Raw genomic sequence first — 20,923 nt, forward strand, 5'->3', positions numbered from 1 at the left:
CTTTAAATTGGCGTTTTGAAATGGGTATAATACCGGATGGTTTTAATAAACTGCAATTTGATTAAAGCCAATTATCTCATTTCATTAGCTCGGGCAAGGCATTATGTCAGATAACGACACGATTCATATTCGCGGTGCACGTACACATAATCTTAAAAATATAGATCTGGACATTCCCCGCCATCAACTGGTAGTTATTACCGGTTTATCAGGCAGTGGTAAATCTTCTCTGGCTTTTGATACTTTATACGCAGAAGGACAACGACGTTACGTTGAAAGCCTGTCGGCCTATGCCCGTCAGTTTCTGCAAATGATGGAAAAACCTGATGTCGATTTAATTGAAGGTCTGTCTCCGGCTATTTCCATTGAACAGAAAGCAACTAGTCACAACCCCCGCTCTACTGTAGGCACAGTAACTGAAATTCACGACTATCTCCGCTTACTGTATGCTCGGGTAGGTACGCCATATTGTCCGGAACACAATCTGCCACTTTCCAGTCAAACTGTTTCACAGATGGTAGATCATATTCTGGCTTTGCCGGAAGATACGAGGGTAATGATTCTGGCACCGGCCGTGCGAGGACGCAAAGGTGAATTCATAGACTACTTCGCTGATTTGCAGGTACAGGGTTTTGCCCGAGTACGGGTTGATGGAGAAGTATATGCGATTGAAGAAATACCCAAGTTACAGAAAAACATCAAGCATGATATTGATGTAGTCATCGACAGAGTAAAAGTACGCGCTGATATTAAACAGCGTCTGGCTGAAAGTTTTGAAACCGCGCTGCGCCTTGGCAATGAACGTGCACTGGCCATAGAAATGGACAGTAAAGAAGAACATTGGTTTTCTGCCCGCTTTGCCTGCCCTGTATGCTCATACAGCCTACAGGAACTGGAACCGCGACTGTTCAGCTTCAATAATCCAGTCGGTGCCTGCCCCAGTTGTGACGGACTGGGCAGCATGAATTATTTCGACCCTGAGCGCGTGGTTATGCATCCGGATTTATCTCTGGCCGCCGGTGCCATTAAGGGCTGGGATAAACGCAATACCTTTTACTTCCAGATGATTCAGTCATTGGCTAATCATTTTGACTTTGACGTTGACACTCCCTTTAACCAGCTAAAAGAAAAAATTCGGAATATTGTGCTGCATGGTTCCGGCAAAGAACAGATTGAATTTACTTATCTATCGGAACGAGGTACTAAATTTACCCGCAGCCATCCTTTTGAAGGTATTTTGCCCAATCTGGAACGGCGCTATCGGGAAACTGATTCTGCCACGGTGCGTGAAGAATTAGCCCAATACCAGAGCCATCGTGCCTGCCCGACCTGTGGTGGCGCACGTCTACGGACTGAAGCGCGTTACGTTTATGTGGGCGGTAAGCCATTACAAGAAGTAAACGCATGGCCGCTCACAATTACACTGGATTTTTTCCAGAATCTGAATCTGGATGGTAACAAAAAACAAATTGCCGAAAAAATTCTCAAGGAAATCAATGAAAGGCTTGGTTTCCTGATTAATGTTGGTCTTAACTATCTGTGTCTGGCGCGTAGTGCAGAAACTTTGTCTGGGGGAGAAGCACAGCGTATCCGTCTGGCTAGTCAAATTGGTTCCGGTCTGACCGGCGTGATGTACGTACTGGACGAACCCTCTATAGGCCTGCATCAGCGCGATAATGACCGCTTACTGGATACATTGAAACACCTGCGCGATCTAGGCAACAGCGTGATCGTGGTGGAACATGATGAAGATGCCATTCGTGCTGCAGATTTTGTTGTCGATATGGGCCCGGGAGCCGGTGAACACGGTGGCCACGTGATTGTAGCAGCTCCACCCAAACAGGTTGCCAGCTGCAAAGAATCAATAACCGGCCAGTATCTCAGTGGCAAAAAATCCATTAGCATACCAGCACAACGCACTCCTGTAGACAAAAAACGCTTATTGGTATTAAGTGGAGCCAGCGGCAATAATCTCAAAAACGTTACTTTGACATTACCGCTTGGGTTGATTACCTGTATCACCGGCGTCTCCGGCAGTGGTAAATCCACTCTGATAAACGATACTTTGGCAAAAATTGCAGCACGTGAACTGAATCGTGCCAGTGAAGATCCGGCACCGTATGAAAATATTCAGGGATTAGAAGAACTGGACAAAGTAATTAATGTCGATCAGTCGCCTATTGGTCGTACGCCGCGTTCCAACCCTGCTACCTATACCGGTTTGTTCACCCCAATCCGCGAACTGTTTGCTGGCGTACCGCTGTCACGAGAGCGCGGTTACAGTGTTGGGCGGTTTTCATTTAACGTGAAGGGTGGACGCTGTGAAGCCTGTCAGGGCGATGGCGTAATCAAGGTCGAAATGCATTTTTTGCCTGATATCTATGTTCCCTGCGAAGTTTGTCATGGTAAACGTTATAATCGCGAAACACTGGAAATCCAATACAAAGGTAAAAACATCAGTGAAATTCTGGAAATGACTGTTGAAGAAGCCTGTAGCTTCTTTGATGCAGTACCAACGGTAAAACGCAAACTACAAACCTTACTGGATGTAGGGCTGGGCTATGTACGTCTGGGTCAGTCAGCTACTACCTTGTCCGGCGGTGAAGCTCAGCGTGTTAAGCTGGCACTGGAATTATCCAAACGCGATACAGGTCGTACTCTATACATACTGGATGAACCCACTACCGGTTTGCACTTTGCCGACATTGCCCTGTTACTGGAAGTTATCCAGCGCCTGAAAGGTAAAGGCAACAGTATCGTTATTATCGAACATAATCTGGACGTAATCAAAACAGCCGACTATATTGTTGACCTTGGACCGGAAGGTGGTGATGGTGGTGGTACCATTATTGCAGAGGGTACACCTGAAGAAGTGGCCGCTAACCGCAAAAGCTATACTGGTAAATATCTGAAACCAATGCTGGGCAAATAATCTTTCATCTTGTCTGGCTGGTACAGCCAGACAATTTTTGGTTACAAGTGGCTACTTCGCTGATTAACCGCAGCATACCCATATGTAAAAAATACAAGCAACATGTATTTTGTGTTATGTTAAACAGTATATTTTATTGTTTATCTTAATTAAGGTTAAATATGAAAAAATTGTTATTTGCATTACTATCTGTGGCCGCAATTAGCACCGTACTCACTGCATGCAGCCAGAAAGATGAATCTGCGCCAACGGCAAGCACCACCAGCACTCCTGCTTCAACTACAGAAACGGTACTTAAAGTAGCAGCGTCCCCCGTACCTCATGCTGAAATTCTTCAAGTAGCCAAATCACTGTTGCAAAAAGAAGGCATCGATTTACAGATTGTGCAAATGACAGATTATGTGCGCCCGAATATTGCTCTGGCTGAAAAAGATGTAGACGCCAACTTTACCCAGCATAAACCTTATTTGGATAATTTTGTGCAAAAGCATAAAATGCAATTAACACCAGTTGTCAATATTCATGTAGAACCAATGGGCGTTTACTCTAATAAGGTTAAATCTCTCGGTGAAGTTCCCGATGGCGGTTTGGTCACCATCCCCAATGATGTATCCAATGGTGGCCGTGCCTTATTACTGCTGCAAAAAGCTGGCTTAATCAAATTAAAAGCTGATACAGGAATCAGTGCTACAGTACGCGATATTGTAGACAATCCGAAACACCTGAAAATTACCCCGATAGATGCGCCACAGTTGCCACGTACTTTAAATGATGCCACTTTAGCTGTCATTAATACCAATTTTGCACTGGAAGCCAAACTGGTACCGACGAAAGATGCTTTGTTTATTGAGGAAAAAGATTCACCATATGCAAACATTCTGGTTGTACGCACTGGTGATGAACATCGTGAAGCAATTCAAAAATTGAAACAGGCTATGACTTCGCCTGAAGTGAAAAAATTTATTGAAGAAAAATATCAGGGCGCAATTATTCCGGCTTTCTGATTAATTGTATATTACTGATCAATAAATATAACCCTTATGCCTACTGGCGTAAGGGTTATATTTTACATCTGGAAAAACATCGATAACTCATTACAAATCGCGCGGATTAAGCGCTTGCCAGTGTCCTAAAGGTAAATCCAGAGAAAAAACATTTAACCGTCCAATACCAACCCGTACCAGACGTAGGCATGGCCAACCAACTCTGGCACACATGCGCCGCACCTGCCTGTTTTTACCTTCACTGATGCGAATTTGCAGCCAGAAATCTGTTACTGTCTTGCGAGTGCGGATTGGCGGTACACGTGGCCACAGGCGCTCACTATCCGCAGAACTCACCACACTCACCTGTGCCGGAGCTGTAACAAAATCGCCCAAATCTACGCCCCGCGCCAGTTGCTGCAAGCGTTCCGCATCAGGCTTCCCCTCTACCTGTGCCCAATAAGTTTTCACCAACTTGTATTTCGGATGAGCAATCTTTGCCTGCAAACTTCCGTTTGCTGTTAACAATAATAAACCCTCACTATCTGTATCCAACCGGCCGGCAGGATAAACATCCGGTAAAGGCACATATTGCTTCAGAGTAGGATATTTTTCATGGGGACTGAACTGACAAATCACCCCATACGGTTTATTCAGAACAATCAATTCAGGCACAAACATTATTTATCCATTCAACAAATCAGGCTGCCAAAAATACTTTTGACAGCCTAATTAAACAACAATACACAGAATTAACTCAGCAATAAAGCATCATCAGTTACTTTTTCACCCTGAGTATGTTCAAACATTTTTAACAGATCTGAGACATTCATACCGGTACGCTTATCACCGGCCACATCCAGAACTACCCGCCCCTGATGCAGCATAACAGTACGCGAACCATGATCCAAAGCCTGCTGCATTGAATGAGTTACCATCATTGCCGTTAGCTTGTTTTCACTTACAATCCGATCTGTCAGCTCAAGTACAAAAGCGGCTGTTTTCGGGTCAAGTGCAGCAGTATGTTCGTCCAGTAACAGAATTTTGGAACCCTGTAATGAAGCCATTAGCAGACTAACAGCTTGCCGCTGCCCACCAGAAAGCAGACCAATCCTGTCACTCAGGCGATTTTCCAGCCCCAGATTGAGCATAGCCAGCTTTTCCCGAAACAGTTCACGGTACTGGCGTTTAATCGCCGCGCGTAAACCGCGTCTGCTCCCGCGCCTGAGTGCTAAAGCCATATTTTCTTCTATGGTCAGTGCTTCACAGGTACCGGCAAGCGGATCCTGAAATACCCGAGCCACCAACGGTGCGCGTTTATAAGCCGGTTCATTGGTCACATCTTTATTATTAATGGTAATACTGCCAGAATCTATCAGAATATCACCACTGATAGCATTGAGAAAGGTTGATTTGCCGGCACCATTGCTACCGATAACAGTAACAAATTCACCCTCAGCAATATTCAAACTCATGCCACGCAAAGCTGGATTTTCAATAGGCGTTCCTGCATTGAATGTCAGGCGTAAATCATCTGCGCGCATCATGCTTTTAATTTCCTTTTAAAATAACTTTTGATTGCAGGCAAACGCAATGCCAACACCACCAGAATGGCCGTTACCAGATTCAAATCCTGTGGTCCAAAACCAATATGTTGCAGCGTATCGCTCCCCAAAGCCAGTGCAATAAACGCACGATACAGTACAGCTCCGACAATCACAGCTAGCGTAATTACAAAAAAACGCTTACCAGGAATTAATGTTTCACCAATAATCACTGCCGCCAGACCAACAACAATCGTACCGATACCAATAGAAATGTCAGCACCACCCTGCGTCTGCACAAATAAAGCGCCGGCCATAGCAATGAATGCATTAGACATTGCCATGCCTAACAGCAGAATCCGCGCAGTATTTACCCCTTGTGCACGTGCCATGCGAGCATTTACGCCGGTAGCACGCATTGATAAACCTATTTCAGTGGCAAAAAACCAGTCCAGAAACAACTTAGCTATCAACACAAAACCGAATATCACCAGTGGCTGTACCCAATACTGATTGCTGAAATCAGCATTGAAAAACGGCGTGAAGACACTGGGCTGATCCAATAAGGGCAGATTAGGTGCGCCCATAATACGCAGGTTCACAGAATATAAGGCCACCATCACCAGAATGCTGGCTAAAAGCTGCATGATTTTCAAAGAAACATGCAACCATGCAGTCATCAGACCAGCACAGGCACCGGCGGCGCCACCAAGTGCTGTAGCCAGCCACGGATTAATTCCATGAGTCACGCAGACTGCAAATACCGCTCCACCCAGTGGAAAACTGCCATCAGCAGTTAAATCGGGAAAATCCAGAATACGAAATGAAATCAGCACCCCCAGAGCAACAAGGGCATATATCAGCCCGCTTTCTAAAGCACCAAATAAAGCTATAGAAGACATATCATCCAATTAATAAATTGTAGTTGAAAATAAAAACAACATCGGCAAAGCCTGAATCAGCCTGCCGATGTCACGGTATTCAGTTTGAAAACCGGTTATCCTAATCGATCACGGTAGCTTGCTTGAGTAGCTCTGGTGATAAAGTAATACCCTGTTCTGCGGCATTTGATTTACTCACCATTAAATCCAGTTGCTCGACAGACATACGTTGCGGTGCAATATTGCCTGCCTGTTCACCTTTCAGAATCCGCCCTACAATCTTCCCGGTAGCCACACCAAGCTCATGATAATTTACGCCCATAGCCACAGCCGCCCCGCGTTTTACTGAACCAGTATCTGACGCTACCAGCGGCATTTTCATGTTCTTGGCAACCTTGAACATGGATTCATAGGCAGAAACCACATTATTGTCCAGTGAAGTATAAATCAAGTTTGCCTTACCCTGTAGGCTTTTTGTAGCAATCGGCACATCAGTCGTGCGCTGCGCCGGAACCGCTGCCACATTAATACCGTCTTTAGCCAATAAAGTCTGCAATTGTCCTAAAACTACCGTCGAATTAACTTCACCCGGACTATACACATAGCCAACAGTTTTCAGATTGGGTACCACCTGTTTCATCAAATCAATCTGTGGTTGCAACGGTAGTTCATCAGACACACCGGTTACATTAGTTTTACTCGGCTCCCAGTTGGCAACCAGCTTCGCTGCCACCGGATCGGTTACCGCAGCAAATACCACCGGTATTTTACGGGTTGCCGCAACCATAGATTGCGCACTAGGTGTACCAATAGTGACAATCGCATCCGGATTACTGCCGGCAAATTTTTTGGCAATCTGTCCAGCTGTAGCTGTATTGCCCTGTGCACTTTGGAAATCCAGTTGCAGGTTTTTTCCCTGCTCATAGCCTTCAGCACGTAGCTCATCTATCACTCCCTGACGCACTGCATCCAGTGCCGGGTGCTCTACTATTGCCGTAATCGCCACTTTTTTCATACCATTATCACTGGATTTGCTGCCCTGTTCCGATGGCGAACAAGCTGTAAGCAAACAGACAGCAGATAAACCCAGAATCAGTAATTTTTTTTTCGCTCCAAGCATATTGGATTCCTCAGCACAAGATTATTTTGAAGCAATTTTAGCAATAAATTTGCTTACACCTACTTAAATAAGCAAATGATGGCTTAAATTATACAAAAAACAGCCTGAATACGTAATTAAAATTATTTAAATAAACGGTTTTACCCCGAAACAAAATGCCAAATTGTATATTTTGAAGCAATAAAATGCCAAATACCAGACAAAATTGTTAAAATAATGCTCATAACCAACAATCCTTGCCACATATCACTTTTCTTCCCAGAACAAGCAAGCTGAATTTCAGCCTGCTTACTACAGCGGCAGGAAATTACATAGCCAGATTTGCCAGCACAACCGCTGCTGTCGCGGGCGCGGCACAATTAACTGATAGCGCAAAACATTAGCCACCCCATCCTGCTCAATCTCCCTGAGCAATGCAGAAGCAATCTTCAGCATGGCCAGACTGGCACCCTGACGACCTTTATCTACTGCTGGTAACAACGTCATCACTGTTTTAAACTGTTTTTTTAACTCATCTAACCATGTATTTAATAAAGCCGTAAATTCTGCACTACCGCGTCCATTTAATACCACATGAGCCGGCACATTAAATTCCTGTAACATCGCTACTGGAATATAAAGCCGTCCCTGCCGTGCATCTGCACCAATTTGCGAAAACAGTTTTACAAGTTGGCATAATGCACCAACTTTTCCGGCAAATTCCAAAGTTTGTTGTTCAGTAAACCCCAATATCCTGCTACCCAAACATCCTGTAACCATACCGGCCTGAAACGCATACTGATGTAACTGACTCCTATCCTGAAATCTAGCCTCAGTCAGTTCCGTAAAATGCGCTTTAATCAAGGCCAGCAACTCAGACTGTGGCAAAGCATATTCTGCAATAAGCGGTTGCAGAGCCTGCATCAGTGGATGTGACGGCATGGCTTTAGCAGAATAAAGCTCGTGTATCTGCTGTTGCCACCAGTTAAGTGTAGTTAGCGCCACAGTGGCGTCTGTACAATCATGCACCACTTCCTGCAACTCCTGTTGCAAAGCATATAGCACCATCAGTGCCTGACGCCGTGAACGACAAAGAAAAGGAAAACGAAATGCCATAGCACTTTTGCTATGGCATATTTTCTGATAACAATATTCAAGTGGCTGCACAGCAATAAACTATTTTTAATTTAAACAGCTATTGTAACCTGTCGTGGCTGTTCCCCAGCAATATCTATACACAGAAATTTAACTTTTCAGCGTATCTTTTTTCACCTCACCTGAACGCAGAATGAAATTTAGCCGACCTTCCCAGAACTCAATCAGGAATAAATCATTTTCAGATAAATGGTGCTGCTGTATTTTTTGCTCCAGCCACTTTTCATCTTTATTTATTCGCTCCAGTTCCGTTTTACGAGCTTCGCCATCTTTAAATAAAATCAATGAAGGATATTTGCCCTTGTCAGTGAGCACAGTTAATGAACCACTTGGCTCAATCTGCGCATAACTGACTTCCTGAAAAGAGGTAATTCCCTGTGCATGTAAAAGCGAAGCTACATTCAAAATATCAATTTTATTTTTTTTGCGCAGAATATTGTCCATTAAAAAGCGCCCGTCTTTCATAATGGGAATCGGTTCGCCAATGGCAAACATCCTGAAAAAACTCACATGTTTACAGATCCAGTTTAAGAGAGAAATCAGACCAACACCAATTAACAACACAAAAATATATTGATGAATCGGAATATCCTCATTATAAATAACCCCACCGATAATTCCGCCGAGTACAAAGTTACCGATAAAGTCTACCGGTGTCATCTGATTCAATTGAGTTTTACCCGTAAAATTCAAATGCAGAATCACAATCAGAAAGCCAATAAGAAACTTGGCCAGTACCCATAAATAGTATTCCATAAGAAATCCTAACTGTATTTCAAAGTTAAACACCCAGCCAACAAATGCTGACCAAGGCTCCTTCCCCCATACAAGCTTAATTCCCAACTATACTGATACAGTATGAATACAAAATAACATGTAAAACTTTTATATAAATTTAATCTAATATTATTTTAATTTTTTGATAAAAATATATTTTTTTACTCAATATTTCTACACTTATCATAAGTATATATAGAGTTTTGTTTCATAACCTATCTAGTGGCAGACATATCATTTCAAACTTCTTATCCTCCTGCCTGTTTCAGCAGTAAATAAAAATGATAGACATCACCTTGCCATACAAATAAAATGACAAATAAAGTGTAACCAGATTGATACACTGATTTCAGCTATAATTGACTTCTTTACATATTAAATTAAACATCCATGTCAAATCAGCGCCTCATCATTGGTTTTCATGCAGTTAATGCCCGTTTATGGCAAAACCCCGCTAGCATTATTGAGCTTTATGTACTTGAGGGTAAACATGATGCTCGCATGCGGGATGTATTAAGCAAGGCTGAAACAGAAAATGTGCGTGTCATCGTTGCAGATCAGGCACGCCTTGATATCCTAAGCAAACACGCACGCCATCAGGGTGTAGTTGGATTTATTGATGCATCAAAACAGCATGTAGATATTGAAGATGTACTCGAAAACCTGAATGAGCCACCATTATTGCTCATTCTCGATGGCATTACCGACCCGCATAATCTCGGTGCCTGCCTGCGTGTAGCAGATGTTATGGGCGTGCATGCGGTTATTGCCCCAAAAGACAAAAGTGCCGGCCTGAATGCCACAGTAAGTAAAGTAGCCTGTGGCGCAGCCGAAACTGTACCCTATATTACCGTTACCAATCTGGCTCGCACCATCCGGGAGCTGAAACAGCATGGTATCTGGATTATTGGCACTGACATGCAAGGCAGTGATGATTTATACCACTTTACAGCGCCCAAAGCAGTAGCTTGGGTAATGGGTGCGGAAGGAAGCGGAATGCGCCGTTTAACTCGTGACCTCTGTGACACACTAGTCTCCATTCCCATGTTCGGAACCGTTGAAAGCCTGAATGTTTCCGTAAGTACAGGAATTGTCCTGAGTGAAACGCGTAGGCAGCGGATACTAGACAGCAATGGCTGAAATTGTAATAAATATTTATCCCTGATAACCATTACCAGATTAAGGAGATGCAAATGATTTGGTTCATTGTTGCCCTGATACTATTTGTATTGGAAATGTTCAGCGGTACCTTTTATCTTCTGGTAATCAGCGCCTCATTACTCAGCGCTGGCTTAGCTGAGTGGCTGCTGCAAACCAGTAATAATATTAATGCGGTAATTGCTACGGTTTTTTCCATTGCAGGCATCATCATTGTACGTCTGTGGCAACAGAATCATCCGCGTGAAAACAAAGCCAAGGCAAGTGATAACCCAGATTACGGCCAAACTGTAGTGCTAACTAAACCACTAGCCAACGGCTTATGGCAGGTACACTATCGTGGCACCACATGGCAGGCACGTTTTATCCAGCCTACCACAGCCAAAACTGGTGACAACGCTCAAATCATCAGTCACAACGGCAATATCTTAAACCTTACTTCTCAAATATCCACGACTTGTCAGGAATAACCATGATTTTATCCTTTCTTTTGCTCGCTGCTATCGTTGTCTTTATCAGCATGGCATTTAAAGTTGTACCTCAGCAGGAAGTCTACATTGTCGAACGCTTAGGCCGCTATCATGCAACCATGGTAGCTGGTTTGAATTTCATCATCCCAATTATCGACCGCGTAGCCTATAAACATACTTTAAAAGAAATTCCGCTGGATGTACCCAGCCAAGTATGTATCACCCGTGACAATACGCAACTCACAGTGGATGGTATCATCTATTTTCAGGTAACTGATCCTAAACTTGCTTCCTATGGCTCCAGCAACTTTGTCGTGGCCATCACGCAGTTGGCACAAACTACCCTGCGCTCCGTAATCGGTCGCATGGAGCTGGATAAAACCTTTGAAGAACGTGATGACATCAACCAAACAGTGGTTGCCTCTCTGGATGAAGCAGCCGTTTCATGGGGCGTGAAAGTTCTGCGTTACGAAATTAAGGATTTAGTACCACCACAGGAAATCTTACGTTCAATGCAGGCACAAATCACCGCCGAACGGGAAAAACGTGCGCGTATTGCTCAGTCTGAAGGGATTAAACAAGAGCAGATTAATCTGGCAGCTGGTCAGCGTGAGGCCGAAATTCAAAAATCTCAAGGGGAAGCACAGGCATCTATTAATGAATCTCAGGGTGCCAAAATTGCACAAATCAATCGCGCTGAAGGGGAGGCTGAAGCCCTTCGTCTAGTAGCTCAGGCCACCGCGGATGCAATCCGCCAAGTTGCCGCCGCCGTTAAAGAACCAGGTGGTACAGAAGCAGTTAATCTGAAAGTGGCTGAACAATATGTCGATGCTTTTGCCAAATTAGCAAAAACCAATAATACCTTGATTATGCCCGCCAACGTAGCCGATATCGGCAGCTTAGTTAGTGCCGGCATGAGCATTATTAAAGGCCAGAACAATAATATAGCTAAATAATTTTCCGGGTCATACATACATTCAGGCTGCTGGTCTAAATTAACCTGTAGCCTGAATTTTTTTAGAAAAATTAATTTAATATAGCTTATCCTGTCCGATAAGCAATCCAGCACTGATTTACTAGATCATTCTAGTAAATACTATGATTCCGCAGTTAATGGCCATAACCAGGCCCAGACATTGCGGCCTTCACTGCGCAATACCATAAAAGTACGACATGCAGCTGCCGTATTCATACTTTCTACACCTATATTTTTCTCAACCAGTTGTACGGTTAAACGTGGGTGAATAAACACATGTTTACTGCCCGTTCCAATCAGAATAACTTCCGGTTTCTCCTCTATAGCCTGAGAAAAATCTTCAATAGTTAACTCTTCAGCAGTATTTTTATCCAAAGGTATTACTTCTGTTGCTGTAATACACACTGGCCCGACATATTGCTGGCCATTTATTGTAATTTTGCCAGTATCAAACTCCTCAATCCATAAACCCTGTTTATCGTGGATTTCATCAATCTGCATCAAATATTCCTTATACGTCTCTACACAATCTAATATAACAGTAACAGTAGTAGTCAAAAAAGCTAATTTCAGCTAGCATAGTAGATTAGCGTAAAATTGCAAGTATTAGGAAATCATACAATTAAATAGGTCTAATTGAAGGAGTACAAATGCAGCCTCTACGCATTGGTTTGCTAGGCGTTGGCACAGTTGGTGGTGGCACCGTCAAGCTGTTACAGAATAATGCAGATGAAATCACCCGCAGACTTGGGCGTGAGCTGATTATTACCCGGGCAGCCAGCCGTAATATTGAGCGCACCCGCGAAATATGTGGACATAACACACTCATCAGTGATGATATATTCGATGTAGTCAACGCTCCTGATGTTGACGTTGTAGTAGAACTGATTGGTGGCACAACGGTTGCCAAAGATGCTGTAGTTCAGTCTATTAAAAACGGCAAACATATTGTTACTGCTAACAAAAAGCTACTGGCTGAATACGGCAACGAAATCTTCCAGCAAGCAGCAGAACATAATGTTATGGTAATGTATGAGGCGGCCGTTGCAGGCGGTATTCCCATTATCAAAGCACTGCGCGAAGGATTGGCTGCCAACCATATCGAATCTATCGCCGGTATTATCAATGGCACCAGCAATTTTATTCTGAGTGAAATGCGTGCCAATGGCAGTACGTTTACAGATGCATTAAAGCAGGCACAAATATTGGGCTATGCCGAAGCTGATCCCACCTTTGACATTGAAGGGCATGATGCTGGCCACAAACTCAGCATTATCTCAGCACTGGCGTTTGGTACACCGATTAATTTCAGCCAATGTTATCTGGAAGGCATCAGCCATTTGGAAAGTCTGGATATCTGCTATGCAGAAGAATTAGGTTACCGCATCAAATTACTCGGCATCACGCGAAAAACTCCAGAAGGCATTGAGCTACGTGTACATCCCACCCTTATACCCGAAAGCCGCTTACTGGCCAAAGTAGAAGGCGTAATGAATGCAGTATCAGTTCAGGCCGATATGATTGGTCAGACACTTTATTACGGTGCCGGTGCCGGTGCCGGTCCTACTGCCAGTGCCGTGATGGCTGATATTATAGATGTTACCCGTTTGCAGAATGCAGAAGCCAGCTACCGTGTTCCTTATCTGGCTTTTCAGTCAAATTCATTACAGAACATCTCTATTTTACCAATGGACGAGATTACCAGCAGCTACTATCTGCGCGTATCCGCCTGTGATGAGCCAGGAGTATTGGGGGAAATTGCCAATATTTTGGCTGCAGAAAACATATCCATAGAAGCATTGATTCAAAAAGGTATTATCAACAAAGAATCCGCCGAAATTGTTATCCTGACACACTCGACCAAAGAACGCCTAATTAAACAATCTATAGCTCGCATTCAGGCATTACCACGAGTACTGTCACCAGTAACCATGATTCGAATGGAAAGTTTGCATCCACGTTAATTTATTTTGCAGAAACTATAATTGTTATGTACGGGCAATATTGCCCGTACATAATTATTTTTATCATTCACACAAGTAAATCCAACCTCAAATACTTTAAACTGATATTTTTATCTGGTTGTCTATTTTATAGATGGTAGAAAATATCAACGATATATAATATAAAATTAACATAAATATCAATATTTTATTTATTGGCTGATAATATTCAAAATCTCCTGTTGAGAGCCTTGCACCTATTTCGCAATATCAATTTATTAAATCAGTTATACAAACTCATTTTTCATAAACCAAGCATAAAAAACACAGCAAATCAGGAAAATTTGCATTCTACAAAACAGATATTCAAAGCACTTGGTATAACTGGAAATTCAATAAAAATATTGTTTCTATCTGATACATTGATCACTGCATCAATCCCAGAATAATTAAACCTCAAACAAATTTTAATCTATTCCCACAAAAATATATTACATTGATATAATACAATATCATGAGTATAAAATCTTCAACCCAAAATGGCACGCTTATTTCATCATCAACCAAATAAGTTTCAATTACATTCAGCTCGGTATAGCATTCTTGGATATAGTCTGACCCAACTATTAATATCATTAGCGATCATCATAATACTTGCCATTATGGCCTACCCCTATTACCGCCAGCACGTGTTACAGGCAAGACTCCAGCAGGCACAGGCTGCTTTACTTACAAACAGCCAACATCTGGCCAAACACTACCAGAAGCACATCAGTTACAAAAAAAGCGCAAACAGCTGGCCAACATTACCCATCAGCCAGAACCAGCATTTCTGTTTCCGCATTCAAGGTAATCCCCGCTATACCCGTGAAGAACATTACACACTCAAAGCTGTAGCACTGGATACCGAAGCCGAACCACGTGTACTTAAGCTTAATCAGGACGGCAAAGTCTTTCTTTGCCAAAGCAGTACCAGCCGCTGTGACGAAGAAGCGCATTTTTTCAGTGGCCACAGCCAAACCGACCTGAACTGCCGAATCTTTAATGACTAGCCATTTCAAGGCCACAGCAACATTTTAATAATGAAACTGTTACAATACGTGCTCTTTTTATAACATACATCTAAACTTAGTCTGGTTGAATCATGAGTATTCTGTCACTGGATAACGCCTGCTTTGCAGTTGGTCATCATCCTTTATTAGATCATGCTTCTCTGCAAATGGAAGCAGGAGAGAAAATTGGCTTTATCGGTCGAAACGGCGCGGGAAAATCCACATTACTGAAAATTTTGGCTGGTGTACAGAAACTAGATGATGGACTGTTAACCATTCAGAGTAATCAGAACATAGTATATGTGCCACAAGAATCCTTCTTTGACCCGCAGGCAACAATTTTTGACACCATTGCCGAAGGATTGGGTGAGCTACAAAATCTGCTGCGTGAGTATCATCAGCTTAGCCAGAATGTTAGTGACGAAGCCAGCCTGAATCGTTTAACAGAGCTACAGAATGAACTGGAAAGCCGTAATGGCTGGCAGTTTGATGCACTGATTGCACAAACCTTGAGCGAATTAAAACTGCCAGAAAATGAACTTATCAGTAACCTCAGCGGTGGACAGAAAAAACGGGTTGCTCTGGCACAGGCATGGATACAGAAACCTGATATCCTGTTATTAGATGAACCTACTAATCACTTAGATATAGAAGCAATTGAATGGATGGAAAACCTGCTGAGCAATTTCGCTGGCAGCCTGATTGTGGTCACACACGACCGCCGTTTTCTGGATCACGTAGCCACGCGTATTGTTGAACTAGACCGCGGACATCTGCGCAGCTATCCGGGCAGTTTTACTGCCTATAGTGAGAAAAAGGCACAGGAACTGGCTGTAGAAGCCGAGCATAACCGCCTGTTTGACAAATTTCATGCTCAGGAAGAAGCTTGGATTCGCAAAGGTATTGAAGCCCGCCGCACGCGCAATCAGGGACGGGTAAAACGGCTAGAGCAATTGCGGCGCGAACGCGCAGCTCGGCGCGAAGTTCAAGGGCAAGTTAGCTTTAACTTAAATCATGGTGAATCCAGTGGCAAAATCATAGCCGAAATCGAACATGCAGGCTTTGCCTATGATGAACACATCATCATGCATGACTTCTCCTGTGTTATACAGCGGGGAGACAAAATTGGTCTTATCGGGCCAAACGGGGTTGGTAAAACCACATTTCTAAAGCTGATTTTAGGAGAGCTGCAACCCACCTCAGGTAAAATCCGTCTAGGCTCACGTCAGGAAGTCGCCTATTTTGATCAGTTTCGCAGCGCACTGAATGAAAACGATACAGTTTTTGATACTATTGGTGAGGGGAACGACTATATAGAAATTGGCGGGCAACGCAAACATATAATCGGCTACCTTGAAGAATTTCTGTTCTCACCGGCCAGAGTTCGCAGTGAAGTCAAATCACTTTCTGGCGGTGAGCGCAACCGGCTGTTACTGGCCAAACTATTTACCCGTCCTGCTAACATACTGGTTCTTGATGAACCCACCAACGATCTGGATATCGATACTCAGGAATTACTGGAAGAATTATTGCGCAATTACAATGGCACAGTATTTCTGGTCAGCCACGACCGTACTTTTCTGGATAATGTTATTACCCAGTCTATTGTATTCAATGGCAACGGTCAGTTAAAAGAATACATCGGTGGCTATCAGGATTACATTGATGCCAGTAAACGTGAACAAAGCTTGCAGGCACCAGCACAAACAGTAAACAAAAATACCAGCAGCAACGATAAAATTCGCATCAAAAACCGGCGCAGTGATAAACTTTCATATAATGAACAGCGCGAACTTGCCAATTTACCAGATGAGCTTGCCACACTGGAAGCCGAACAAACTGAGTTGAATGAAAAACTTTCCGATCCAGAAATTTTCAAAAAAGACTACAAATTGGCAGCCCAATGGCAGACACGCATTGCCGAAATTGAAGAGCTTTTGTTAGAAAAGCTTGAACGCTGGGAAAGCCTTGAAGCAAAACAAAAGCTCCAGAACTGATGTTCATAGAAATAAACAGCTAGTGAATTAATTCCACTAGCTGTTATTCAAAAATAGGATTTATCTTTTACGATGGTGCTTACCACCATCACTCCGCCGCATACAAGTATCATAACGGCGTGTAACATTAGTCGCATACCAGTTAGTATTGTAATCCTTACTTAACTTCGGCCCACTAATTACCACCTGCGGCATAATTGCATAGGGTGGATTTTTACCAAACTGGCGCTTATACAGAGAAATCACATTTTGATACGTAGCCGTATTCTCAAATTCCGCCTGTTTTTCCTGGAGCAAATCTGCCCGAATCTGTTCTGGCTGCATTGCCATACCATGATCCGCAAATAACTGATTTAATGCTGTTTCAGTCTGACTGGGCATAGATTGAGCATTATCATCCTTATCATATAGCAGCAAGTCTCCATCAAGCGACATATTCAAATTAAGCAGTTTATTAATGTCCTGCTGAAAAGCTGCATTGCGACTTGAATACATGCCTGAATTATAATCAGCAAAACGGTATTGTGCATTATCATAGTTAGCCGGATATTTCATCAGCCGGTGAATACCATAATATAAACCACCCTCACGAGTATACATATAATCACGTAACTCATTCACTGAAGTATGGTCGCGCTGATACTGACGCGCATATTTCACCGATACCTGCATTGAGCCAATAGTAGTAATCGGATTATTTTCTTCTCCCAGATCCTTACCTATAAATTTGGCTGCCGCACTGGCAATCGAATCAGCATAAAACTGCTTAGCAACATAAGTAAAAATCTGCCGATAAATTAAATCCAGTTGCTGTTCTGTTTTAACCGAGCGCATCTGTACCAGAAAACTATTTTCCTTACTCGGTTTATTAAGCAGCACATAAGTAAAATAACGCGAAACTGCTGGTCCTAATGCCGGACCAAACTGTCTGACAAACTTTTGTGGTACCTCAGTCTGAAATGCTTTAATTGCCTTGTTACCCAAATCAGGAACAGTTGGATTGGCAACAAAGTTTGATTCCTGATCCACCACAGCAATCACACTACATACATTTTCCCGTGTCTTGCTGATTTTCAGCTCATCCATAATCTGACTGATATCTGCTGCCCATGCATCCCGCTGCGCTACCCGAGCCGGTATCAGCCGGCTTATTTGAGCGGGCTGGATAAATATCTGACTGTTATCCGGCGAATTTTCATCTGCACCAGACCAGTTTGTATATTCCTTACAGGCAGACAAGCCCCACAACAACATTCCTGCTAACGTTATCCGACCAGCTGCTTTCAGTAAAAATCCAGTATTCATACCATACACATTCATCGAAGCAAATCAGTTCATCGACCTATCCAGTACAGCATTATTTTCTAGCATCCCTGTTGCGCCAAAACCATACCCAAACCCACAGCAATACAACAGTAAAAAATAATGCACTCCATATCGGCAGAGGCACCCACAGAATACGCTGTACCTCTCCACAATTGCCAGTCCCACGAATAATTGGTTCGTACAAATGAAGCAATGGTGCATCCCGCAGCCGGAATGTCCACGGTGCGCCACAGGAAGGCTGATCTATTAAAGGCAAATGTTGAATATATATTTGATAAATCGCCACGCCTAATCCAACCACTGACGCCACACTCACCACAACAACATTAATCACGCGCTCTATACAACTGCGATTAGGACAACAGGCACACAAAAAAGCCAGTAAAGTAGTAGCCATTACCGCAAGCCTTTGTGCAATACACAATACACACGGATTCATACCCAGAATGTATTGACCGATAAATGAACCGGCTGTACAAAGCACACCCAGAAAAAACACACACCACAATGCCTTACGAAAGCTCATTTTCAATCCTCTCAAGCTGGCTGCCACTAAAAGCTGTCCTGATCACTTACTAGCTGGCTACAATAAAACAGACGATAGCCAGTCATAGCCTTATGCACCAGCAACCGTCATATTATCTATCAGAATAGAACCCACTTTATGTGTACTGCGCCTTAATGCATCATCTGCTGCACCAGCCATGGCCATAAACATATCCTGTAAACGCGAAGCAATCGTAATACCCTCCACCGGATAGACAATTACCCCGTTTTCCACCCAGAAACCGGCCGCACCACGGGAATAATCACCAGTAATGCCATTCACACCCTGCCCCATCAACTCTGTAACCAGCAAACCCGTACCCATCGTCTGCAATAGCTCAGCCTGAGTAGTATGCGTATGATTCAGATATAAATTATGAACCCCGCCAGCATTACCAGTTGTAGTCATACCTAACTTGCGCGCACTGTAGCTACTTAAAAAATAGCCAGCTACATGGCCGCCATCAATAACCGTACGCTCATGAGTAGCGACACCTTCAGCATCAAAATAAGTACTGGCCAGTGCCTTTTTCACATGCGGTTTTTCAGTCAGGCACACCCATGGTGCCAAAATTTGCTTGCCTAGACTGTCTACCAGAAAACTGGTTTGCCGGTACAAAGCACCGCCACTAAGCGCGCCTACCAGATGACCAATCAGACTGCCAGCTACCGTAGTATCGAAAATCACCGGATATTTCCCTGTAGCTACAGACTGACTATTCAGACGCCGTACCGTGCGTGCAGCAGCTGTCTGGCCAATAGTTTCGGCTGTATCCAGATCACGAGCATCACGTGCCAGATCATACCAGTAATCACGCTGCATACCTGCATCATCAGCCGCTACCACACTACAGGAAATACTGTGCCGGCTGCCACGCTGATAGGCGCAAAAATCATTACTGTTGGCATATACATATTGATAATGGTCAGTCTGCACCTCTGCCCCCTCCGAATTACTGATACGTTCATCCGTATCCAGTGCAGCCCGTTCTGTACGCTTAGCAATAGCAATGGCTTCATCTGCAGATAAAGACCAAGGGAAAAATACCTCTGTATCACCCAGCTCCGTTGCCAGTAATGCAGCATCAGCCAAACCAGCACAATCGTCCTGAGCAGTATAGCGAGCAATACTCAATGCCGCCGTTACTACCTCCTCAATTGCTTTTTCATTAAAGTCGGCCGTACTGGCTCGCCCTTTAGCCTGCCCCAAATAAACAGTAACATCTAAAGATTTATCCTGCTGATATTCAATATGCTCAACATCTTGCTGGCGCACCTGCACATTCTGTCCAACAGATTCACTGATATCAATTTCAGCTGCATTTGCCCCTTGTCCTATGGCTTTGTGCAATGCCTGCTGACTTAACTGTTGTAACTGTTCGGCACTGTGATGAAACATAATTAACCTCATACAAAGAAGCTTGCATTCTAGCATGCTGATTTAAGCACTGGCAGCAGCGATACATACATGCCAACTGAAATAATACGGATTTTTTGTTAAAATAGACACTTGAAATACAGACACACATGTGACACATACTATATGAATAGCAAGCCTGATAGCCAAACCATTGCAGAACAAGAATGGGTAAGCAAAACCCAGATGAAAAAGCAAATGAACGATTTGCAACAACTAGGCATGGAACTGACCAAACTTTCTACTGATACCCTAAAAAAAATGAATCTGCCCGAAGATTTATTACAGGCAGTAGTAAACTATCAAAAAATCAGCTCCAACAGTGCCCTTAAACGACAGGCACAATATATCGGTCGCCTGATGCGTGAAACCGACACCGCACCAATCAGCGATTATCTGGCACGCCTCAAAGGCGAGAACAGCGCACATAACGCCTACCTGCAAAGGCTAGAAAACCTGCGCCAGCGCCTGATTGCCGATGATAGCAGCCTTACTGAAGTCATCAGCCAGTATCCGCATATCGACATTAGTGCCCTGCGCACTTTAATTCGTAATGCTCGTAAGGAACAGGAAGCTGGTAAACCACCCAAAGCATTCAGAGCAATTTTTCAATTACTGAAAACCGAAATCAACGAAGATACCCCCTCCTGAAACAACAGAATCTATC

Annotated in this window: 19 protein-coding genes; 9 read left to right on the forward strand and 10 right to left on the reverse strand. The window is 43.5% G+C overall.

Features of this window, described 5'->3' with window-relative positions; all coding sequences use genetic code 11:
• The first annotated feature begins 103 nt into the window (after positions 1–103).
• Both uvrA and J6578_RS00670 read left to right on the forward strand, forming a co-directional pair.
• The gene (uvrA, locus tag J6578_RS00665; RefSeq protein WP_287952176.1) at positions 104–2,932 is read left to right on the forward strand and encodes an excinuclease ABC subunit UvrA; all 2,829 of its coding nucleotides are present in this window, start codon (positions 104–106) and stop codon (positions 2,930–2,932) included.
• Positions 2,933–3,093: 161 nt separating this feature from the next.
• Positions 3,094–3,936 carry a MetQ/NlpA family ABC transporter substrate-binding protein gene (locus J6578_RS00670; RefSeq protein ID WP_287953643.1) on the forward strand — a complete coding sequence of 281 codons (843 nt, stop codon included), beginning with the start codon at positions 3,094–3,096 and terminating at the stop codon, positions 3,934–3,936.
• Between the two features lie 90 nt (positions 3,937–4,026).
• Here J6578_RS00670 and J6578_RS00675 read toward each other — a convergent pair whose 3' ends face one another.
• From J6578_RS00675 to J6578_RS00700, 6 genes are all read right to left on the reverse strand, one after another.
• The gene (locus J6578_RS00675; protein ID WP_287953645.1) at positions 4,027–4,596 is read right to left on the reverse strand and encodes a pseudouridine synthase; all 570 of its coding nucleotides are present in this window, start codon (positions 4,594–4,596) and stop codon (positions 4,027–4,029) included.
• Positions 4,597–4,667: 71 nt separating this feature from the next.
• Positions 4,668–5,462, reverse strand: coding sequence for an ABC transporter ATP-binding protein (locus J6578_RS00680; RefSeq protein ID WP_093090524.1), 795 nt, complete (start codon positions 5,460–5,462; stop codon positions 4,668–4,670).
• Positions 5,459–6,361, reverse strand: coding sequence for an ABC transporter permease (locus tag J6578_RS00685; RefSeq protein ID WP_037490821.1), 903 nt, complete (start codon positions 6,359–6,361; stop codon positions 5,459–5,461). Before J6578_RS00685 ends, J6578_RS00680 begins: the two co-directional genes overlap by 4 nt.
• A 100-nt stretch (positions 6,362–6,461) precedes the next feature.
• The gene (locus J6578_RS00690; RefSeq protein WP_239364888.1) at positions 6,462–7,460 is read right to left on the reverse strand and encodes an ABC transporter substrate-binding protein; all 999 of its coding nucleotides are present in this window, start codon (positions 7,458–7,460) and stop codon (positions 6,462–6,464) included.
• A 291-nt stretch (positions 7,461–7,751) separates the two neighbouring features.
• The gene (locus J6578_RS00695) at positions 7,752–8,555 is read right to left on the reverse strand and encodes a squalene/phytoene synthase family protein (protein ID WP_287953648.1); all 804 of its coding nucleotides are present in this window, start codon (positions 8,553–8,555) and stop codon (positions 7,752–7,754) included.
• A 129-nt stretch (positions 8,556–8,684) separates the two neighbouring features.
• The gene (locus tag J6578_RS00700) at positions 8,685–9,350 is read right to left on the reverse strand and encodes a DUF421 domain-containing protein (protein ID WP_093090531.1); all 666 of its coding nucleotides are present in this window, start codon (positions 9,348–9,350) and stop codon (positions 8,685–8,687) included.
• Between the two features lie 411 nt (positions 9,351–9,761).
• Between J6578_RS00700 and rlmB the strand changes: the two genes are divergently transcribed.
• From rlmB to J6578_RS00715, 3 genes are read left to right on the forward strand one after another with little or no spacing between them, the layout of a single operon-like run.
• Positions 9,762–10,511, forward strand: coding sequence for a 23S rRNA (guanosine(2251)-2'-O)-methyltransferase RlmB (gene rlmB, locus J6578_RS00705; RefSeq protein WP_037405602.1), 750 nt, complete (start codon positions 9,762–9,764; stop codon positions 10,509–10,511).
• Between the two features lie 53 nt (positions 10,512–10,564).
• Positions 10,565–10,999: an NfeD family protein gene (locus tag J6578_RS00710; protein WP_287953649.1), complete on the forward strand. Its 435-nt coding sequence runs from the start codon at positions 10,565–10,567 to the stop codon at positions 10,997–10,999.
• 2 nt (positions 11,000–11,001) lie between these two features.
• Positions 11,002–11,955, forward strand: a complete 954-nt coding sequence (locus J6578_RS00715) for an SPFH domain-containing protein (RefSeq protein ID WP_037405604.1) — start codon at positions 11,002–11,004, stop codon at positions 11,953–11,955.
• A 140-nt stretch (positions 11,956–12,095) separates the two neighbouring features.
• On the opposite strand, the gene J6578_RS00720 is transcribed toward J6578_RS00715, so the two are convergent.
• Positions 12,096–12,476, reverse strand: a complete 381-nt coding sequence (locus J6578_RS00720) for an Mth938-like domain-containing protein (RefSeq protein ID WP_093090535.1) — start codon at positions 12,474–12,476, stop codon at positions 12,096–12,098.
• A 149-nt stretch (positions 12,477–12,625) separates the two neighbouring features.
• On the opposite strand from J6578_RS00720, the gene J6578_RS00725 reads away from it, so the two are divergent.
• The 3 genes from J6578_RS00725 (at position 12,626) to J6578_RS00735 (ending at position 16,967) form a co-directional block, all read left to right on the forward strand.
• On the forward strand, positions 12,626–13,939 hold the full coding sequence (locus tag J6578_RS00725) for a homoserine dehydrogenase (RefSeq protein WP_093090537.1): 1,314 nt from the start codon (positions 12,626–12,628) through the stop codon (positions 13,937–13,939).
• Between the two features lie 641 nt (positions 13,940–14,580).
• Positions 14,581–14,970, forward strand: a complete 390-nt coding sequence (locus tag J6578_RS00730; RefSeq protein WP_239364894.1) for a type IV pilin protein — start codon at positions 14,581–14,583, stop codon at positions 14,968–14,970.
• Positions 14,971–15,062: 92 nt separating this feature from the next.
• Complete coding sequence (locus tag J6578_RS00735; protein WP_093090541.1) at positions 15,063–16,967, forward strand: ATP-binding cassette domain-containing protein; 1,905 nt, start codon at positions 15,063–15,065, stop codon at positions 16,965–16,967.
• A 60-nt stretch (positions 16,968–17,027) separates the two neighbouring features.
• Here the strand turns inward: J6578_RS00735 and J6578_RS00740 are convergent, their stop codons facing one another.
• The 3 genes from J6578_RS00740 to pmbA form a co-directional block, all read right to left on the reverse strand.
• Positions 17,028–18,272 carry a DUF1615 domain-containing protein gene (locus tag J6578_RS00740; RefSeq protein ID WP_218060180.1) on the reverse strand — a complete coding sequence of 415 codons (1,245 nt, stop codon included), beginning with the start codon at positions 18,270–18,272 and terminating at the stop codon, positions 17,028–17,030.
• Positions 18,273–18,324: 52 nt separating this feature from the next.
• Positions 18,325–18,819, reverse strand: a complete 495-nt coding sequence (locus J6578_RS00745) for a disulfide bond formation protein B (RefSeq protein WP_093090545.1) — start codon at positions 18,817–18,819, stop codon at positions 18,325–18,327.
• A gap of 90 nt (positions 18,820–18,909) precedes the next feature.
• Positions 18,910–20,241, reverse strand: coding sequence for a metalloprotease PmbA (gene pmbA, locus J6578_RS00750; protein WP_287953854.1), 1,332 nt, complete (start codon positions 20,239–20,241; stop codon positions 18,910–18,912).
• A 141-nt stretch (positions 20,242–20,382) separates the two neighbouring features.
• On the opposite strand from pmbA, the gene yjgA reads away from it, so the two are divergent.
• Positions 20,383–20,907 (forward strand): ribosome biogenesis factor YjgA, encoded by a 525-nt coding sequence (gene yjgA, locus J6578_RS00755; protein ID WP_093090549.1) that lies wholly within the window; start codon positions 20,383–20,385, stop codon positions 20,905–20,907.
• Positions 20,908–20,923 lie beyond the last annotated feature (16 nt).

The sequence above is a fragment of the Snodgrassella sp. genome (assembly GCF_024103505.1).
Lineage (GTDB): Bacteria > Pseudomonadota > Gammaproteobacteria > Burkholderiales > Neisseriaceae > Snodgrassella > Snodgrassella communis.